The 15,318-nt window shown below is 62.3% G+C and carries 13 protein-coding genes; 6 read left to right on the top strand and 7 right to left on the bottom strand.

What is annotated here, in order from left to right; all coding sequences use genetic code 11:
* Positions 1–59: 59 nt before the first annotated feature.
* The 6 genes from C3Y91_RS09595 to C3Y91_RS09570 all read right to left on the bottom strand — a co-directional run bounded on the left by C3Y91_RS09595 (position 60) and on the right by C3Y91_RS09570 (position 7,897).
* Positions 60–2,102, bottom strand: a complete 2,043-nt coding sequence (locus C3Y91_RS09595) for an SPFH domain-containing protein (protein WP_168307125.1) — start codon at positions 2,100–2,102, stop codon at positions 60–62.
* A 436-nt stretch (positions 2,103–2,538) separates the two neighbouring features.
* A complete protein-coding gene (locus C3Y91_RS09590; protein WP_018480358.1) occupies positions 2,539–3,453 on the bottom strand; it encodes an SMP-30/gluconolactonase/LRE family protein in 915 nt (304 codons plus the stop codon).
* A gap of 14 nt (positions 3,454–3,467) precedes the next feature.
* Positions 3,468–4,418, bottom strand: coding sequence for an ABC transporter permease (locus C3Y91_RS09585; RefSeq protein ID WP_024321511.1), 951 nt, complete (start codon positions 4,416–4,418; stop codon positions 3,468–3,470).
* Entirely contained in the window at positions 4,415–5,362 is a 948-nt protein-coding gene (locus C3Y91_RS09580; protein WP_130656405.1) for an ABC transporter permease, read from the bottom strand. Before C3Y91_RS09580 ends, C3Y91_RS09585 begins: the two co-directional genes overlap by 4 nt.
* Entirely contained in the window at positions 5,359–6,810 is a 1,452-nt protein-coding gene (locus C3Y91_RS09575; RefSeq protein WP_168575273.1) for a sugar ABC transporter ATP-binding protein, read from the bottom strand. The genes C3Y91_RS09580 and C3Y91_RS09575 overlap by 4 nt, the downstream gene beginning before the upstream one ends.
* Before the next feature lie 70 nt (positions 6,811–6,880).
* A complete protein-coding gene (locus C3Y91_RS09570) occupies positions 6,881–7,897 on the bottom strand; it encodes an ABC transporter substrate-binding protein (RefSeq protein WP_024321508.1) in 1,017 nt (338 codons plus the stop codon).
* A 280-nt stretch (positions 7,898–8,177) separates the two neighbouring features.
* On the opposite strand from C3Y91_RS09570, the gene C3Y91_RS09565 reads away from it, so the two are divergent.
* Both C3Y91_RS09565 and C3Y91_RS09560 read left to right on the top strand, forming a co-directional pair.
* A complete protein-coding gene (locus C3Y91_RS09565; protein ID WP_130676345.1) occupies positions 8,178–9,416 on the top strand; it encodes a GAF domain-containing sensor histidine kinase in 1,239 nt (412 codons plus the stop codon).
* A 13-nt stretch (positions 9,417–9,429) separates the two neighbouring features.
* On the top strand, positions 9,430–10,152 hold the full coding sequence (locus C3Y91_RS09560) for a response regulator transcription factor (protein WP_130656409.1): 723 nt from the start codon (positions 9,430–9,432) through the stop codon (positions 10,150–10,152).
* 57 nt (positions 10,153–10,209) lie between these two features.
* Here the strand turns inward: C3Y91_RS09560 and C3Y91_RS09555 are convergent, their stop codons facing one another.
* Complete coding sequence (locus C3Y91_RS09555; protein ID WP_130665681.1) at positions 10,210–11,535, bottom strand: aminotransferase-like domain-containing protein; 1,326 nt, start codon at positions 11,533–11,535, stop codon at positions 10,210–10,212.
* A gap of 100 nt (positions 11,536–11,635) precedes the next feature.
* On the opposite strand from C3Y91_RS09555, the gene C3Y91_RS09550 reads away from it, so the two are divergent.
* The 4 genes from C3Y91_RS09550 (at position 11,636) to C3Y91_RS09535 (ending at position 15,266) form a co-directional block, all read left to right on the top strand.
* Positions 11,636–12,598: a substrate-binding domain-containing protein gene (locus tag C3Y91_RS09550; protein WP_131614440.1), complete on the top strand. Its 963-nt coding sequence runs from the start codon at positions 11,636–11,638 to the stop codon at positions 12,596–12,598.
* Positions 12,599–12,673: 75 nt separating this feature from the next.
* Positions 12,674–13,564, top strand: a complete 891-nt coding sequence (locus C3Y91_RS09545; RefSeq protein WP_130656412.1) for an ABC transporter substrate-binding protein — start codon at positions 12,674–12,676, stop codon at positions 13,562–13,564.
* Positions 13,561–14,490, top strand: coding sequence for an amino acid ABC transporter permease (locus tag C3Y91_RS09540; protein WP_027688055.1), 930 nt, complete (start codon positions 13,561–13,563; stop codon positions 14,488–14,490). Before C3Y91_RS09545 ends, C3Y91_RS09540 begins: the two co-directional genes overlap by 4 nt.
* Positions 14,487–15,266: an amino acid ABC transporter ATP-binding protein gene (locus C3Y91_RS09535; protein ID WP_024321502.1), complete on the top strand. Its 780-nt coding sequence runs from the start codon at positions 14,487–14,489 to the stop codon at positions 15,264–15,266. Before C3Y91_RS09540 ends, C3Y91_RS09535 begins: the two co-directional genes overlap by 4 nt.
* Positions 15,267–15,318: the final 52 nt, after the last annotated feature.

The raw sequence follows: 15,318 nt of genomic DNA, 5'->3' as shown, positions 1-15,318 counted from the left end.
CGGAAACGGAGTTTATAGGCAGGATGCAAAACGGGCCGGCATAGCCGGCCCATCCACAATCAATGCTGCTCGACCGGCGCCGGTAACGCAGCCGGCGAGCTCTGTCGTCCAAGCCGGTCGGCTACCAGCATCGACAACATCATTTCCACCAATCCGTTTGCGCCGCCCTTCTCGCCGCCGCCTCCGACCTGGATCTGCGGCACGAGCGGCAGCCTGCCATTCTCGATCGCTTCGGCAAACCGCATCAGCACCTGCGAGTTGAGCTGGTAGTCCGGGCCACCGAAGGCCGCGACCTTCTTCTCCGTGGCTTCCGCTTCCGCCAGACCGACGGCACGCACCTTCTGGGCATCGGCGAAACCGGTCGCCTTGATACGCTCGGCATCGGCAAGCGCGATCGCCTTGATCCGGTCGGCCTCGCCCAGGCCGGCGAGCCGGACCTTTTCTGCTTCGGCCTTGGCGGTGACCTGAATGGTCTCTGCCTGCTGGCGGGTGCGGGCGAGCTGCGCCTTACCCTCGTTTTCGCTGATCTCGATGGCGAGCGCCGACGTCGTGATCTTGGCCTGCTGCTCGGCCAGCGCCTCCTTCTCGCGCAGCGTCCGCTCCTGGATCGCTGCAGCTTCCTGCAGCCTGTAGGTCTCGACCTTTTCGACCGCGATCTGGCGTTCGCGTAGCTGGATCAAAATCTGCTCGATACTGTTCTGGCCATTGCCGGCGCGCGGCGTACCGATCAGCACTTCCTGCAATTCGAGACTGTAGGAGGCGAACTTAGCGCGCATTTCGTCGCCGGACTTGCGCTGGATTTCGCTGCGTTCCTGCAGGAGTTCAATCAGGGTCTTGGTCTGGGCGATGTTTTTGAAATAGGCCGAGACCATCGGATCGAGCGTCTGCTCGACCAGCCGTTTGATATCGCCGAAGCGCTGCACCACCAGCGGCGCCTTCATATAGTCGATATGCACGACGACCGAGAGCGGCAGGACCGGCTCGAATGCGTCCCTGGTGATCAGCGACACTTCCGAAAGGTTCTCATCGAGACGATGTTCGCCGAACTGCTCCTTCGTCCACTTCAGCACGAAGTTGGTCGTCGGCACGATGACGATGTTGCCCGCATAGGTGTTGAACGCGTATTTGCCCGGCAGAAGCGGTGTCGACCAGACACCGCGCGAACCCTGTTCGACCAGTTCGCCGTGCCTGTAGGACTGGCCGGAGACATCCGCGCTACGGCGGCCGGTATAGGAGACGACGACACCCACGGTGCCGACGCCGATGATCGTCTTTTCGACCAGTTCGACAGTCGCGAAAATGCGGTTGAGGAAGTAGCTGCCGTCAGCAAGCACCTGCAACTGCCGGCCGCGATAACCGCCGCCGTTGAGGAATTTCTCGGGATCCTGGAAATTGTTATGAAAGTTCGGGTCCTTGGGATCATTGGCAACAGTCGGCGCAATGATCTCGCCATCCGGCAGCGCCGGGCCATCATGGATGGTGACGATGCCGATCATGTCATCGGCATCACGAATGACGACCGGCTCGAAACCATCCCGCTCTGCGATCATCTCCGACATCTCCGAAAACAGCTTCTGTTCGGAGGCGTTCAAGTTCACGGCATAGTTCGATTGCGCAGTGAGCACGATGAATTGTGCGAGGTTGATGGCATAGGTGCCTTCGCGCAGGATCTTGCGCTGCGGACCTTTTTGGCCGCCCTTTTCAAGAAAAGCGCGCACGTCCTGGAAGTCGTCAGCCTCGGTATTCGACGCCAATGTCTGGGTTGGCGGTAGCGACATGCCATCGCGGGCGAAGACATAGCCGATCTGGCCCTGCGGAATGGTCACCAGATTGGCGCGATGCATCGAATATTGGAACGGCATGAAGAAATGCAGGCCGCCGCGCACGACGTCCGGCTGGAAACCGGCCTCACCGCCAAGTGCGATGAAGCCATTGTTTACGGAGCCACGGAAGCTCCACAGCTTCTCGAGGATGCCAAGCCTGTCGTTGGGGATATAGCGGATCACGCCGCTCCACCAGAACAGAATTGCAAGCACGATGATGAGGGCGACGATTTCGATCGCCAGCCATTCCATCGGACCAAGATATTGAGCGGTATCCATATTCTCTCTCCACTGGGCGCACGGGTTCGTCCACCCGACGGCCACCCGGTTGGTGTTGGTTGCTAAGACGGGGAGATTGCGCGCCTATACGTACGACGCACGAAGCGCGTGTCGAACGTTTGGGCTGCTCATTGTCTGGGAAAATGACCGCGCGTCCCGAGTCCCCACCGAGGAACGGCGTGGTCGTGAGTGTCTCACATCGGAGTTGCCTTGATAGACATGACGATGAAGCACGTAGGAATTGCGCCTATAGGTTTAAAGATGTTCGATGCGGAAATCAGGCAAGTACTTCCAACGATTTCGATATTTCGAGCATTCAATTCTACTGAATTATGCAATTTGAGCTTGATTGTTTCGGCCGGCGTTTTCTCTGCCAAGCATCTGCAAAGTTTGAAGATAGTACTGTTGGTTGCTCATCAACCCAACCACCACCACCTCACGGCACCTGCGCCCCGCTCACCGCGACATAGACCGAATAAACCGACCGCGTCGCCGCAATGAACAGCCGGTTGCGTTGGGGGCCGCCAAAGGTGAGGTTGGCGACGGTCTGGGGTACGCGGATCTTGCCGATCAGTTTGCCGGTCGGGTCGAAGCAATGCACGCCATCGGCCGCACTTGACCAGAGGTTCCCGTTCACGTCTGTGCGAATGCCGTCCGGGATGCCTTTGTCGATGAGGCAGAAGACGCGGCCGTTCGTCAGCCTGATGCCGTCGATCACGTCGAAAGCGCGGATGTGACGTGGCAGGCTTTCGTCATGGCTGGCTGCCGAATCCGCCACATAGAGGATGGTCTCGTCGGGCGAGAAGGCGAGGCCGTTCGGCTGTGTGAAATCCGTGACGACAGCAGCAAGCGCGCCGGTCGTCGGATCGAGCCGGTAAACGTTGCGCGTCGCCTGTTCCGGCTCGGCGCGAAAGCCTTCATAGTCCGACATGATGCCGTAGGTCGGGTCGGTGAACCAGATCGAGCCGTCTGACTTCACCACCACGTCGTTCGGCGAATTGAGCCTGGCGCCCTCGAAACGATCGGCGAGCACGGTGATCGAGCCGTCGACCTCGGTGCGGGTGACGCGGCGCGTCCCATGCTCGCAGGAGATCAGCCGTCCCTGCCGGTCGCGCGTATGGCCGTTGGTGAAGTTGGAGGGTTGCCGATAGACGGAGACGCCGTTCTCCGGCGTCCATCGCAGCATGCGCTGGTTGGGTATGTCGCTCCACAGCAGCTGGTTGGCGTCGTTGAACCAGACGGGGCCCTCCGCCCAGCGGCAGCCCGAATAGAGTTCGTCGAGACCGGCGCTGGTCACGATCATCTGCCGGAAGCGCGGGTCGTGGATTTCGTAAATGCTGGCCTCGGCCATGGCGGTCTTCCCGTTTATCGCATGCCGGCCCGGCGACCGCCGGCGAGCATGATGACGCTGATGATGATGAGGCCGGTCATGATCAGGCGAATGCCCGCGCCGAACCCATAAGTATTGAGCATGGAGACGACCAGGAACATGAAGAGCGATGCGCCCCAGATCCCCGGCACGTTGGAATCGCCGCCGGCGACTGCCGTGCCGCCGATCACGACGACAGCGATCGACATCAGCAGATATTCCGAGCCCATGTTGAGCGCTGCGCCGCCGGAGAAGCAGGCGAGCAGATAGCCTGCGACCGAAGCGAGCACGGCGCAGAAGAGATAAGTGACGAAACGCGTGCCGTCGACCGGTATGCCGGCCATGCGCGCTGCCGGCATGCTCTGGCCGATCGCCGAGATCCAGCGTCCGTAGATCGTCTTCTCGAGCAGGAACCAGGCAAGCAGCGAGATGAGGAATGCGACGATTGCCACATTCGGCACGCCGAGCGTTTTCGACGTGGTGAATTCCGCCAGCACGCTCGGAGGCTTGATGCGCAAGCCCCGGTTCGTCCAGATCGCGGCGGACTGCACGATGAAGCTCATGGACAGCGTGGCGATGATCGGCGGAATGCGCAGCGCCTTGATGAGCGCATAGTTGCCGAGACCAACGACAAGACCGATGACGATGGCGACGAGAAGGCCCGGCAGGATCATGCCGTTTTCGACATTCATCAGCTTCAGCGCCACCGTGCCGGCAAGCGTCATGGTGGCGGGAACCGAGAGATCGATGTTGCCGGGGCCGAGTGTGATCACGAACATCTGGCCAATGCCGACGATGACCGAGAAGGCCGCGAAAGTGAGTGCTGCCTGCGACAGGCCAAGCGTGCTGGCGCCGAGCGTCACCATGATCGTCAGGAACCAGACGACAAAGGCGGCAAGCCACGACCAGATCCAGGGTTTACGAAATAGGCGAAGGAGCGGGGTCATCGGCGTTTCTCCCGCTTCTCCAGGCGGTTCAGCATCAGGCGGAGTGCCAGCACGATGATCAGGATCGCGCCCTGAGCCCCGATCTGCCAGTCTGGCGAGATGCGCAGGAAGGACAGGAACGAGCCGGCGAGCGTCAGCGTCAGCGCGCCGATGACGGCGCCGATCGGGGAGACGCGGCCGCCAATGAACTCGCCGCCGCCGAGAATCACGCCGGCGATCGACAGCAGCGTGTAGCGCAGCGCGATATTGGCATCGGCCGAGGTGGTCAGGCCGACGAGGGCGATGCCGGCGAGCACCGCAAAGAGGCCGGCAAGACCGTAGGCGGCAGCGCGCGCCCCGACAATCGACCAGCCGGCGCGCTCGACCGAACGCTGGTTACCGCCGATGCCGCGCATCAGCACGCCGAGCGACGACCGCATGACGAGAAGATGAGCGACGGCGGCGATGACGATGCTGGCGACGATCGCCATCGGCGCCAGCGGCGGCTTCACGGTCATCAGCCAGCGCACCCAGTCCGGCGCCTGCCCGCCCGGTGCCGGCAGCAGCAGGACGGCGAGGCCGCCCCAGACGAAGCTCATGCCAAGGGTCACGACGATGGACGGCAGGTCGCGCAGATAGATGACGATGCCGAGCGCTGCATAGGTTGCGATCGCGCCGGCAAGGATCAGCACGCCGGTCACCGGGGCATCCCGCAGAAAGGTCGCGGTGACGCAGGCGATGAAGCTGACGAAGGCGCCCATCGAGAGATCGAGATCGTTCACCGCCATCACGATCATCTGGGCGATCGTCGCAAGCGCGATCGGCACAGCCAGGTTGAACAGCAGGTTGAGCCCGACATAGCTCATGGCGCGCGGCTGCAGCCAGAAGACGGCGGCGAGCAGCAGCGTCAGCGACAGGGCGGGAATGGCAAGTCGCAGGGCGTCGGACGACAGCCGGAACGTCATGCGGCGGCCCCCTCGAAGGAGGCGGCGATGATACTCGTCTCGTTGACGGCATCACCGGCGAGTTCGGTGGTGATGCGGCCTTCGCGGAAGACGTAGACGCGGTCGCAGAGGCGGACCTCGTCCATTTCGGTCGAGTACCAGATAAAGGTGCGGCCGCGCGCCGCTTCCTCGCGGATGATCGCATAGACCTCCTGCTTGGTGCCAACATCGACGCCGCGCATCGGATCGTCCATCAGGACAACAGGTGCGCGCGTCGCAAGCGCGCGGGCAAAGAGGACCTGCTGCTGGTTGCCGCCTGACAACGACAGGATGCGGTTGTCCATATCGGGGGTGCGGATCTCGATCCTGCGCTTCCAGTCGGCGCCTTTCGTCTCCTCTTCGTCCGCGAGGATGAGGCCTCGCCGCGACAGGTCGCCGAGCGAGGCGATGGAGAAGTTGCGCAGGATGCTCCAGAGTTCGAAGACGCCGTTGAGGCGGCGGTCGCCGGCGACGAAGGTGACGAGCGGATCGCGCTCGGGCAGCCAGTTGCCGGACTGGGTGGCATGCAGGGCAAGCAGGAGTTCGGTCTGCCCATGGCCCGCCAGCCCCGCCAGTCCGATGATCTCACCCTTGCGGGCCGCAAAGGAAAGGCCCTTCGCCTGATGGGACAGAATGAGCGGAGCGGTGGATTGTTCGCGCACTGATCGCTGCCCGGTCTCCTCCTTCGCGACGGTGCCCATGGTTTCGACGAGGCCGTGATGGTCGAAGCCCTGCGCCGGGCGTTCGGCGACGACGCGGCCGTCCTTCATGACGACGATGCGATCGGAGGTTTCGAGGATCTCATGCAGGATATGCGAGATGAAGATGACGGACCCGCCCGTGGCAATGAAGCGGCGGACATGGTCGAGCATCTGCCGGGCAAGGCTTGCATCGAGCGACGAAGTTGGTTCATCGAGGATCACCAGCCGCGGGGGAATGCCGGCGTCGGAAAAGGCCATTGATATCTCGACCATCTGCCGCTCGGCGATCGAAAGATCTCCGACGGCCCGGCTGCTGTCGATGCCGTGGCCGGGAAAGACCGCGTCGAGGCTCGTCTCGATGATGTTTGCAGCACGCCTGCGCCAGCCGAAGCCGCCGAGATGGCGATGCATGATGCGCGTGTTCTCGACGATCGAAAGGTTGGGGCAGAGCGAAAGCTCCTGGAAGACGCAGCGCACGCCGCGGGCACGCGCCGCGTTGATGCCATAACGCTCCAGCCGCTCGCCGTCGCTCGCCACACTTCCTTCATGCGGCGTGAGACCGCCGTTGATGACGCTGACGATGGTGGACTTGCCGGCGCCATTGTGCCCGACAAGCCCGACGCATTCGCCCGGCATGACGCGAAGGGTCACGCCATCGAGCGCCCTGACCGCGCCGAAACTTACCTTGGCGCCATCGACGGCGATCACCGCCTTCAAAACGTCATCCATGCTGCCCGCCATGCCTGCTTGAAAAAATGCCGCGCGACCTTCTGCGGCCGCGCGGCAGTCGCCGGGAGAATTACTTTGCCGACTCGATGACCTTGATTGCGTCTGCCTGCGTGTATTCCACGTTGGCGACGCCGCCGGCCTGGGTATTGGCGAGGTTGGTTTCGAGATTGTCCTGGTCGATGCGCAGGAAGGGCACGACGAGGTCCTTCTTGACTTCCTTGCCGTCGAGGATCTGCTGTGCCACCCAGAAAGCGAGTGTGGAGACGCCTGGCGCGATGGATACGGACATGGTCTCGTAACTCTTCGCGTCCTTCTGCTCCTTCCACCACTTCAGTTCGTCCTCGCGGTTGCCCATGATAATGATCGGCATCTTCCGGTCGGTTGCGGCAATCGCCTGTGCGGCGCCATAGCCGTCGCCGCCCTGCGTTACCACGCCGGCGATGTCGGGCAGGCTGGGCAGGATACCGGCAACAGCCTTCTGCGCCACGTCCTGCGCCCAGTCGCCGTGAACGGAGCCGACAATCTTGAACTGCGGGAACTGCTTGACACCCTCATGGATGCCGGCCGAGATTTCGTCATCGACGAAGACACCGGCAAGGCCGCGGATCTCGAGCAGGTTGCCGCCGTCCGGAAGTTTCTTCGACAAGTACTCGACCTCACTGCGGCCCATTTCCTTGAAGTTGACGGCGATACGCCAGGCGCAGGGTTCGGTGACGATACCGTCGAAGGACACGACGGTGATGCCGGCATCGCAGGCTTCCTTGACCGCACCGTTCAGCGCCGTCGGCGAGGCGGCGTTCAGCACAATGGCGTCATAACCCTGCAGGATCATGTTCTGGATCTGCGCGGCCTGTTCCGTCGCCTGGTTCTCGGCGGTGGTGAAAGGGTCGGCTGCGGCAACGGTGCCGGCCTTCACGGCTTCCCCCGTCACCTTGCCCCAACTCGTCAGCATGGCCTGGCGCCATGAGTTGCCGGCATAGTTGTTGGAAAGGGCGATTTTCTTGGCCGATGTCTCGGCGAAGGCGGAAACGGGCATCGCGGCGCAAGCAATAGCGGCCGATGCCAGAAGCATCTTACGGATTGTCATGTCTTCCTCCCTGATGATCGCGCTGGTCGGCGGATCGCTTCACTCCTGCCGGCCCAATTGGGTCCGAGTGAAAATTGTTCTTGCACTGAGCTTCCTCCTCTCAGTAAGGGCAGGATGCGGGAGATCGATCGGCCTGTACAGGGGCAAGGCGGCAATCCGTTTGCGGGATTTGCGCAACAAGCTGCGGGTTTACGCAAGACGGCGGCGCTTCCGCGGGCGCTTACTGCGAAGGGTCGCGGCGGGTTGAGGAGCCTGCTGCCGCCTCGGGGAGGAACTGACGATGCTGCATCTCGTACCCGCAGCCATGTTCGACCATTATCTCGGCATTTCCCGGCTGCTCGCGGGCCAGCTCGACTTCCGCTCGGCTATCCGTTCCGTCGCGGCCGAGGTCGCCCATATCATCCCGCACGACCACCTCGATGTCTGCGTGCTGCTTGAGGGCGGCAACTATCACACGGCCTACGAGACGGGCATCGAGACCGCCTGGGGCGGGCTTGCCGGTGCGCCTGTTGTCAACAGCCCCATCCGCGCGCTGCTCTGGGGCGAGGTGGACTTTCTGCTGGCGGACGACGCCATGACCGACCCGCGTTTCCACTTCGAGGGCGCGTTCAAGCGGCCGATCGTCGAACAGTCGCTGAGGAGCCGCTTGCATGTGCCGATGAAGGTGCAGGGCACGATCATCGCGGCGCTTTCCTGCTCGTCGCACCGGGCGGGCGTCTATACGATGGAGGATATCGAACGCGCCCGCATCATCGCCGACCTGCTGACGCCCTATTTCTTTGCGCTGCAGGCGGCCGAGCAGGCGCAACGCTCGGCCATTGTCGAGGCAGAGGCCCGCGCCCGCGAGGAGGGCTTGCGGCAAGGTGCACTGAAGCTTACCGAAGCCCTGGAGCAGGAACGCCAGCGCATCGGCATGGACCTGCACGACCAGACGCTCGCCGACCTGACGCGGCTCGCCCGCCGGATCGATCGGCTGTCGCGCCACGGCGAGGTGGCGCCCGAGACGCTGGAGCCGATCTCCCGTTCCCTGCAGCATTGCATGCAGGATCTGCGGCAGATCATCGAGCAGGCAAAACCCTCCGTGCTCCAGCTCTTCGGCCTCGCCCAAGCGATCGAACATCATCTGGACCGATCGACCCGCGACAGCGGATCGGGGATCGAATGGGGCCTTGTCGACGAGACGCACGGCGCACTGGAGCGACTGGAACCGACCGTCAGCGTCGCGCTGTTTCGGATCGCCCAGGAAGCGATCAACAATGCGGTGCGTCATGCCGCGCCCCTGGCCGTCACGGTGCGGCTCGAGGCCGACGAGGAGCGGCTGTCGATCGAAATCTCCGACGACGGGACCGGGCTCACCAAGGCGCGGGGACGGATCGGCGGCGGCATCGACAACATGAAGACCCGTGCGCGGCTGATTTCGGCGCGCTTCACGACCGGGCCCGGCCACAACAATCACGGGACTGTGGTGCGCGTCGTGCTACCGCTCGTACCGAACGACCCGCCGAGCGGGCCAAACTGAGGAGAAGGGCACCATGAAGGTTCTGATCGTCGAGGACGACCCGCTGCACCGGTCCTACCTGCACGAGGCTGTTAATGCGGCCCTGCCGGAATGCGATACGGTGATCGAGGCGGAGAATGGGACCGTCGGCGAGAAGCTCGCCCGCGACCACAAGTCGGCGCATATCGTCATGGATCTGCAGATGGCGAACCGCAACGGCATCGAGGCGGCGCGCACCATCTGGAAGGAGCGGCCGGAGACCCGCATCCTGTTCTGGTCGAATTATTCGGACGAGGCCTATGTGCGCGGGGTCTCCCGCATCGTGCCGGATGGCGCCGCCTACGGCTATGTGCTGAAATCCGCCTCCGACGAGCGGTTGAAGCTTGCGCTGCGTTCGATCTTCATCGAGAGCCAGTGCGTCATCGACCGCGAGGTGCGGGGCCTGCAGCAGAAGAGCCTCGGCCAGACGAACGGCTTTACCGATTCCGAATACGAGATCCTCGTCGATATCGCCCTCGGCCTTACCGACCGGGCCATCGCCAAACGTCGGGGCCTTTCGCTGCGCAGCGTGCAGAACCGCCTGCAGCAGCTCTACGACAAGCTCGACGTCTACCAGAGCGGCGGCGACGACCACGAGGACGGCCGCTTCAATCTGCGCGCCCGCGCCGTCACGGTCGCTTTCCTGCGCAAACTCCTGAACTACAGCGCTCTGGAGCGGGCCGAGGCAGAGCTGCAGGAGTGGCTTGATGGAAAGTAGTCCCGGACCTGCGCGGAATGGCTGGGGATCGGAGACATGGCCTGCGGCCCCTGCCTTTCACGGCGCATGAGCCAGCGCGATCGCGTCGGCGGCTTCCTCACAGCGATCATTGAGCGTGCTGGTGGCGACACGGATATGACTGCTTGGCAGGACGGAGAATTTGCTGCCCGGATTGACGGCGATATTGCGGGCGGCGAGCGTCACCATCGCGAATGGTTCGGAGACGACGGGCACCCAGAGGCACAGGCCCTGGCCAGCCGGTATGGGTATTCCCCGTTCGCTGAGGGCATCGGCAAGAGCGTCCCGCCTCTGCTGATAGATCGCGCGCGCCTCGCCGATAAGCTGCCAGGTTGCCGGATCGCGTAATAGCCAGGCGGCGGCACCTTGCAGGATACGGCTGGTCCAGCCGGCGCTGAAGGAACGGTAAGACTGGATCTGGTCGACGATTGGCGCGGAACTCGACAGGACCGCGAGACGCAGATCCGGGCCGAGGCTTTTCGAGAGTGACAGGATATGGATCGTCCGCTCCGCAAATCGGCCGCCGAGCGACTGCGGAGCCGCCGTCGACACGTCACCGACGCCGTCGTCCTCGATGATAAGCGTATCGCTGTCTTCCAGCACATCGCCGAGCTGATCGAGGCGGGATGAACTGACCGTAACGCCAGTCACCGAATGCAGCCGCGGCTGGAACAGGAAAGCCGCCGGACGTTGCCGCAATGCCTCGCTGAGCGAAGCCGGCAGGGGGCCGTCGTCGTCGCAGGCGACAGGGATGATTTTCACGCCGAGATCTTCCAGAATATCGAGCAGTCGCATGGCTGTGGGATGTTCGATCGCGACCGAGGAGCCCGGGGAGACCAGCGCATGCAATATCGTATAGACGGCGTTGTAACCGCCATTGGTGGCCAGAAAGGCTTCCGCCTCATAGGGCCATCGCTCTGAAACGGCGTCCTTCAACTCAGGCACGATCCGGCTGCGCTCATAGCTGTTGAGGTCATCGACGGACGCACCATAGGCCATTGCTTCGGCCAGGCGCGGAAGAAGTGCTGCATCCGGCCCGGCCAAGGTAAGGTCGAGCACACCTGCCCTATAGTTTCCCGAGCTGGCGAGGCGTTCCGGCTTGGCGACAAAGCGGTCGCCACTGACCCAGGTGCCGTTGCGTCCCCGGCCGCTGATGATCTTCTGCCGCCGCAAATCGCTCCAGGCTTCGGAGATCGTCGCCGGACTGACATGCAATTCGTAAGCGATATCGCGGATCGCCGGCAGGCGCGTCCCAATCGGCAGGACGCCGGCACGGATCAGCGCGCTCGTTTCGAGAGCGATCCCCCGGATGCTGCGGTCGGCTATTTTTTCGGCAAACCAGGAGGCTTCGACTGTGTCGCCCATTTTTTTCTCACTTTAAATGTTCAATAACGTAATAACATTTGTGCTCTCTATTTTGAACATTTAATTTGCCCCTCGTCGAGCCATTTCAGTGAGTTTTTGCATGCCTGTGACGCTTCGCATCGCCCTTCGAGACTGGGATTACATGACACCGCTTGTGCTCGGTGACGTCAGTTCTACCCGTCTCGATATCAAAGTGGATCGCGTGAGCACGCTGGTCTCCAGCCTCGCCGATGATGCGGCGCATGACGCCGCGGAACTGTCCTTCAGCCGCTATTCGCAGATGCGTCATGATGGCGATGATCGGATCGTCGGCATGCCGAACTTCATCATGCGCGGCTTCCGCCATCGCTGCATCATCACCACCAAGGACAGTCCGATCCGCACGCTGTCTGATCTGGCCGGCAAGAATATCGGCGTGACCGGCTGGCGCGATTCCGGAAATATCTGGACCCGTGCCGCTTTGCGCCGGGAAGGTGTCGGCGTCGAGGATGCCATGTGGTATGCCGGGCGCCTGACGGAAGCTCATCCGATCGCCGACCGGCTCGATGGTTTTGGACGGCCCGGCCGCATCGAGGCCGCTCCCGGTGAGCGTCCGATGGTCGATCTGCTGCTGGATGGCGGGCTCGATGCCGTGTTCACGCCTTTCATGCCGAAGGGTTTCTTCGATCAGGAATCGCCGCTCCGCCAGGTGCTGGATGATTTCCGCGCCGCTGAAGTCACTTATTTCCACGACGTCGGCTATATCCCGGGCATGCATCTGATCGGCTTCAAGGCTGATATCGTCCAGGAGCATCCCTGGATCATGGATGAACTCAGCGAGCTGATCGACGAGTCTCAGCGCCTGTGGCTGGAAAAGCGCGAGAAATACGCCGACACCACGCCCTGGATGATCGACGAACTGCGCCGCTGCGCGGCCGACCTGCCGCCAAGCTGGAACATCAGCGGGCTTGCCGAGAACGAGGCAATGATCGCCGATTTTGCCGAAGAACTTTACGAACAGAAAATCATGCCGCGCCTTCTGACGCCCGCCGAGTTGTTTCCGTGGCACGCCGAGGCGCGATGACCAAGGCCAGGGGAAACTCTTCGCAGGCCTCATCGTTGAATCACCATTTTTGCAAACCAAAAAAAGGGGAATGACATGCATTCGAAACTGATCGCTTCCGCCGCCCTGCTGGGTCTGATGATGACGACGTCGGTCTTCGCTGAGGAAACGGCCGTGCCAAAACAGACCGTCAACGACGCGCTTCGCGCCCGCCTGCCGGAGAAGATCCGCACGGACGGCAAGATGGTCTCCGTCAACAACGGTTCCTTTCCTCCCTATGAGATCGTCACCGGCACGAAACTGACCGGCGCCAGCGCCGACCTGACTGATGCGATCGGCCAGATGCTCGGCGTCGAGATCGAGCACGAAACCGTCAGTGGACTGACCGCATTGCTCGCCGGCATCAATTCCGGCCGATACCAGTTCGCCTTCGGCCCGATCGGTGACTTCAAAACCCGTGAAGAGGCCAACGATTTCGTCGATTGGGTTCAGGAATACGTGGTCTTCTCCGTTCAGAAGGGCAATCCGAAGGCCATCGCTTCGCTCGACAGCGCCTGCGGCAATCGCATTGCCGTCATGGCCGGCGGCTCCGCCGAAAAGGTGATCCAGGCCCAGGTCGAAAAGTGCAAGACGGACGGCAAGCCTGCACTCGAAGTGCAGTCCTATACCGACCAGCCGAGCTCGATCCTGGCGGTCCGCTCCAAACGCGCCGATGCCTTCTTCTCCTCGCAGGCGCCGCTGACCTATTTCGTGTCTCAGGCAAACGGCCAGTTGGAACTGAGCGGCGTCGGCCAAAAGAATGGCTTCGACGACCTCTATCAGGGCGCCGTCGTGCCGAAGGGCTCGCCGCTCGGCCCCGTTCTGCTCGACTCGATCAAGGCGTTGATGGATAACGGCGCCTATGCCGCCATCATGAAGAAGTGGGGTCTTGAGAACAACATGATCAAGCAGCCCGGTCTCAATCTTGGTGGAGCTCTGCCGAAATGAGCAATGACCGCACGACTGCCGCATCGTCGTCTGGCGGTGCGGACTTCCGCGATGTTGCTCATGCCCACAAGCCCTTTCAAACGGGTCGGCTCCTCTTGTGGGTGGTCGTGCTCCTGATTGCTGCGAACTTCCTGTGGATCGTCGCCCATAACGAGAATTTCGGCTGGCCTGTCGTCGCGGCTTATTTCTTCGATCCGACTGTTATCAACGGCCTTTACGTCAGCCTGGGCCTGACAGTGGTCGCGATGGCCATCGGCATCGTGCTCGGCCTCGGACTGGCGATCGCCCGGCTGTCGAATGACCGGCTCGCTCGGTCGCTAGCATCGCTGTTCATCTGGTTCTTTCGCGGCACGCCGCTCCTGGTACAGTTGATCTTCTGGTACAATCTCTCGACCCTCTTTCCCGAACTTTCGATTACCATTCCGTTCGGCCCGACGCTCGCCAGCTGGGAGACCAATTCGGTGATCACGCCGATGACGGCGGCAATCGTCGGCCTGGCCTTGAACGAAGCGGCCTACATGGCCGAAATCATTCGCGGCGGCCTGCTCTCGGTCGATCGCGGCCAGTTCGAGACGGCGGAAGCGTTCGGCATGACCAAGGCGAGGGCGCTGTGGCGGATCATCATTCCGCAGGCGATGCGCTCGATCGTGCCGCCAACGGGCAACCAGTTGATCAGCATGATCAAGGCAACCTCGCTCGTCAGCGTCATCGCCATGGCCGATCTGCTCTATTCCGTCCAGTCGATCTATAATCGCACCTTCGAGATCGTGCCGATGCTACTGGTCGCGGTCCTCTGGTACCTCTTCATCACTTCCATCCTCAATCTCGGCCAGAGCTATATCGAAGCCTATTACGGCCGTAGCGAGCGGCGCAACAATGCCGCTGCCGCCAAATCCGAGACCCTTGCCGAGGAGGCAAGCCATTGACCGGTGCCGAAATTGCAAAGCCTCTCGTCAGAGCCCGCAACGTCCACAAGTCCTTCGACCAGCTCGAAGTGCTGAAAGGGATCGACCTCGACGTCATGCCGGGTGAAGTCGTCGTGGTGCTTGGCCCGTCCGGGTCGGGAAAGTCGACCTTCCTGCGCTGCATCAACCATCTCGAAGCGATTAATAAGGGGTTCATCGAAGTCGATGGCGAGCAGATCGGCTATCGCCTCCGCAAGGACCGGCTGGAAAAGCTGTCCAGCAACAAGATCGCCAGCCAGCGGCGCAAGATCGGCATGGTGTTCCAGCAGTTCAATCTCTACCCGCATATGACGGTGCTGCAAAATATCGTCGAGGCCCCGATCGGCGTGCACGGAGAAAATCGCAAGGCCGCGACCGAGAACGCGATGCGGCTTTTGGAGCGGGTGGGCCTGTCGGAAAAGGCGGGGAGCTATCCCCGCCAGCTCTCCGGCGGTCAGCAGCAGCGCGTCGCCATCGCCCGCGCCCTGGCGATCAAACCGAAGCTGATGCTGTTCGACGAGCCGACATCTGCGCTCGACCCAGAACTCGTCGGCGAAGTGCTGGCCACCATGCGCGATCTCGCCAAACAGGGCCTCACGATGATCGTCGTGACCCACGAGATCGGTTTCGCCCGTGAGGCGGCCGATCGGGTCGTGTTCATGGACGGCGGCAATGTCGTCGAAATGGGCAAGCCCGAGGATGTCATCGGCAATCCGCAACATCCCCGGACCCAGGCTTTTCTCGCCCGTTTTCTCTGACCGGTGTCAGCTCGCTGCTTCGACCGTCGGGCCGGAGCCATGCCCTTTTCGA

The sequence above is a fragment of the Rhizobium ruizarguesonis genome (assembly GCF_012349115.1).
Lineage (GTDB): Bacteria > Pseudomonadota > Alphaproteobacteria > Rhizobiales > Rhizobiaceae > Rhizobium > Rhizobium ruizarguesonis.
This window is presented reverse-complemented; position numbering and strand designations above follow the sequence as displayed.

Coding starts and splice junctions, on each gene's coding strand:
- C3Y91_RS09595 (WP_168307125.1), bottom strand. CDS start 2,102: ATGGATACCGCTCAATATCTTGGTCCGATGGAATGGCTGGCGATCGAA.
- C3Y91_RS09590 (WP_018480358.1), bottom strand. CDS start 3,453: ATGGCCGAGGCCAGCATTTACGAAATCCACGACCCGCGCTTCCGGCAG.
- C3Y91_RS09585 (WP_024321511.1), bottom strand. CDS start 4,418: ATGACCCCGCTCCTTCGCCTATTTCGTAAACCCTGGATCTGGTCGTGG.
- C3Y91_RS09580 (WP_130656405.1), bottom strand. CDS start 5,362: ATGACGTTCCGGCTGTCGTCCGACGCCCTGCGACTTGCCATTCCCGCC.
- C3Y91_RS09575 (WP_168575273.1), bottom strand. CDS start 6,810: ATGGATGACGTTTTGAAGGCGGTGATCGCCGTCGATGGCGCCAAGGTA.
- C3Y91_RS09570 (WP_024321508.1), bottom strand. CDS start 7,897: ATGACAATCCGTAAGATGCTTCTGGCATCGGCCGCTATTGCTTGCGCC.
- C3Y91_RS09565 (WP_130676345.1), top strand. CDS start 8,178: ATGCTGCATCTCGTACCCGCAGCCATGTTCGACCATTATCTCGGCATT.
- C3Y91_RS09560 (WP_130656409.1), top strand. CDS start 9,430: ATGAAGGTTCTGATCGTCGAGGACGACCCGCTGCACCGGTCCTACCTG.
- C3Y91_RS09555 (WP_130665681.1), bottom strand. CDS start 11,535: ATGGGCGACACAGTCGAAGCCTCCTGGTTTGCCGAAAAAATAGCCGAC.
- C3Y91_RS09550 (WP_131614440.1), top strand. CDS start 11,636: ATGCCTGTGACGCTTCGCATCGCCCTTCGAGACTGGGATTACATGACA.
- C3Y91_RS09545 (WP_130656412.1), top strand. CDS start 12,674: ATGCATTCGAAACTGATCGCTTCCGCCGCCCTGCTGGGTCTGATGATG.
- C3Y91_RS09540 (WP_027688055.1), top strand. CDS start 13,561: ATGAGCAATGACCGCACGACTGCCGCATCGTCGTCTGGCGGTGCGGAC.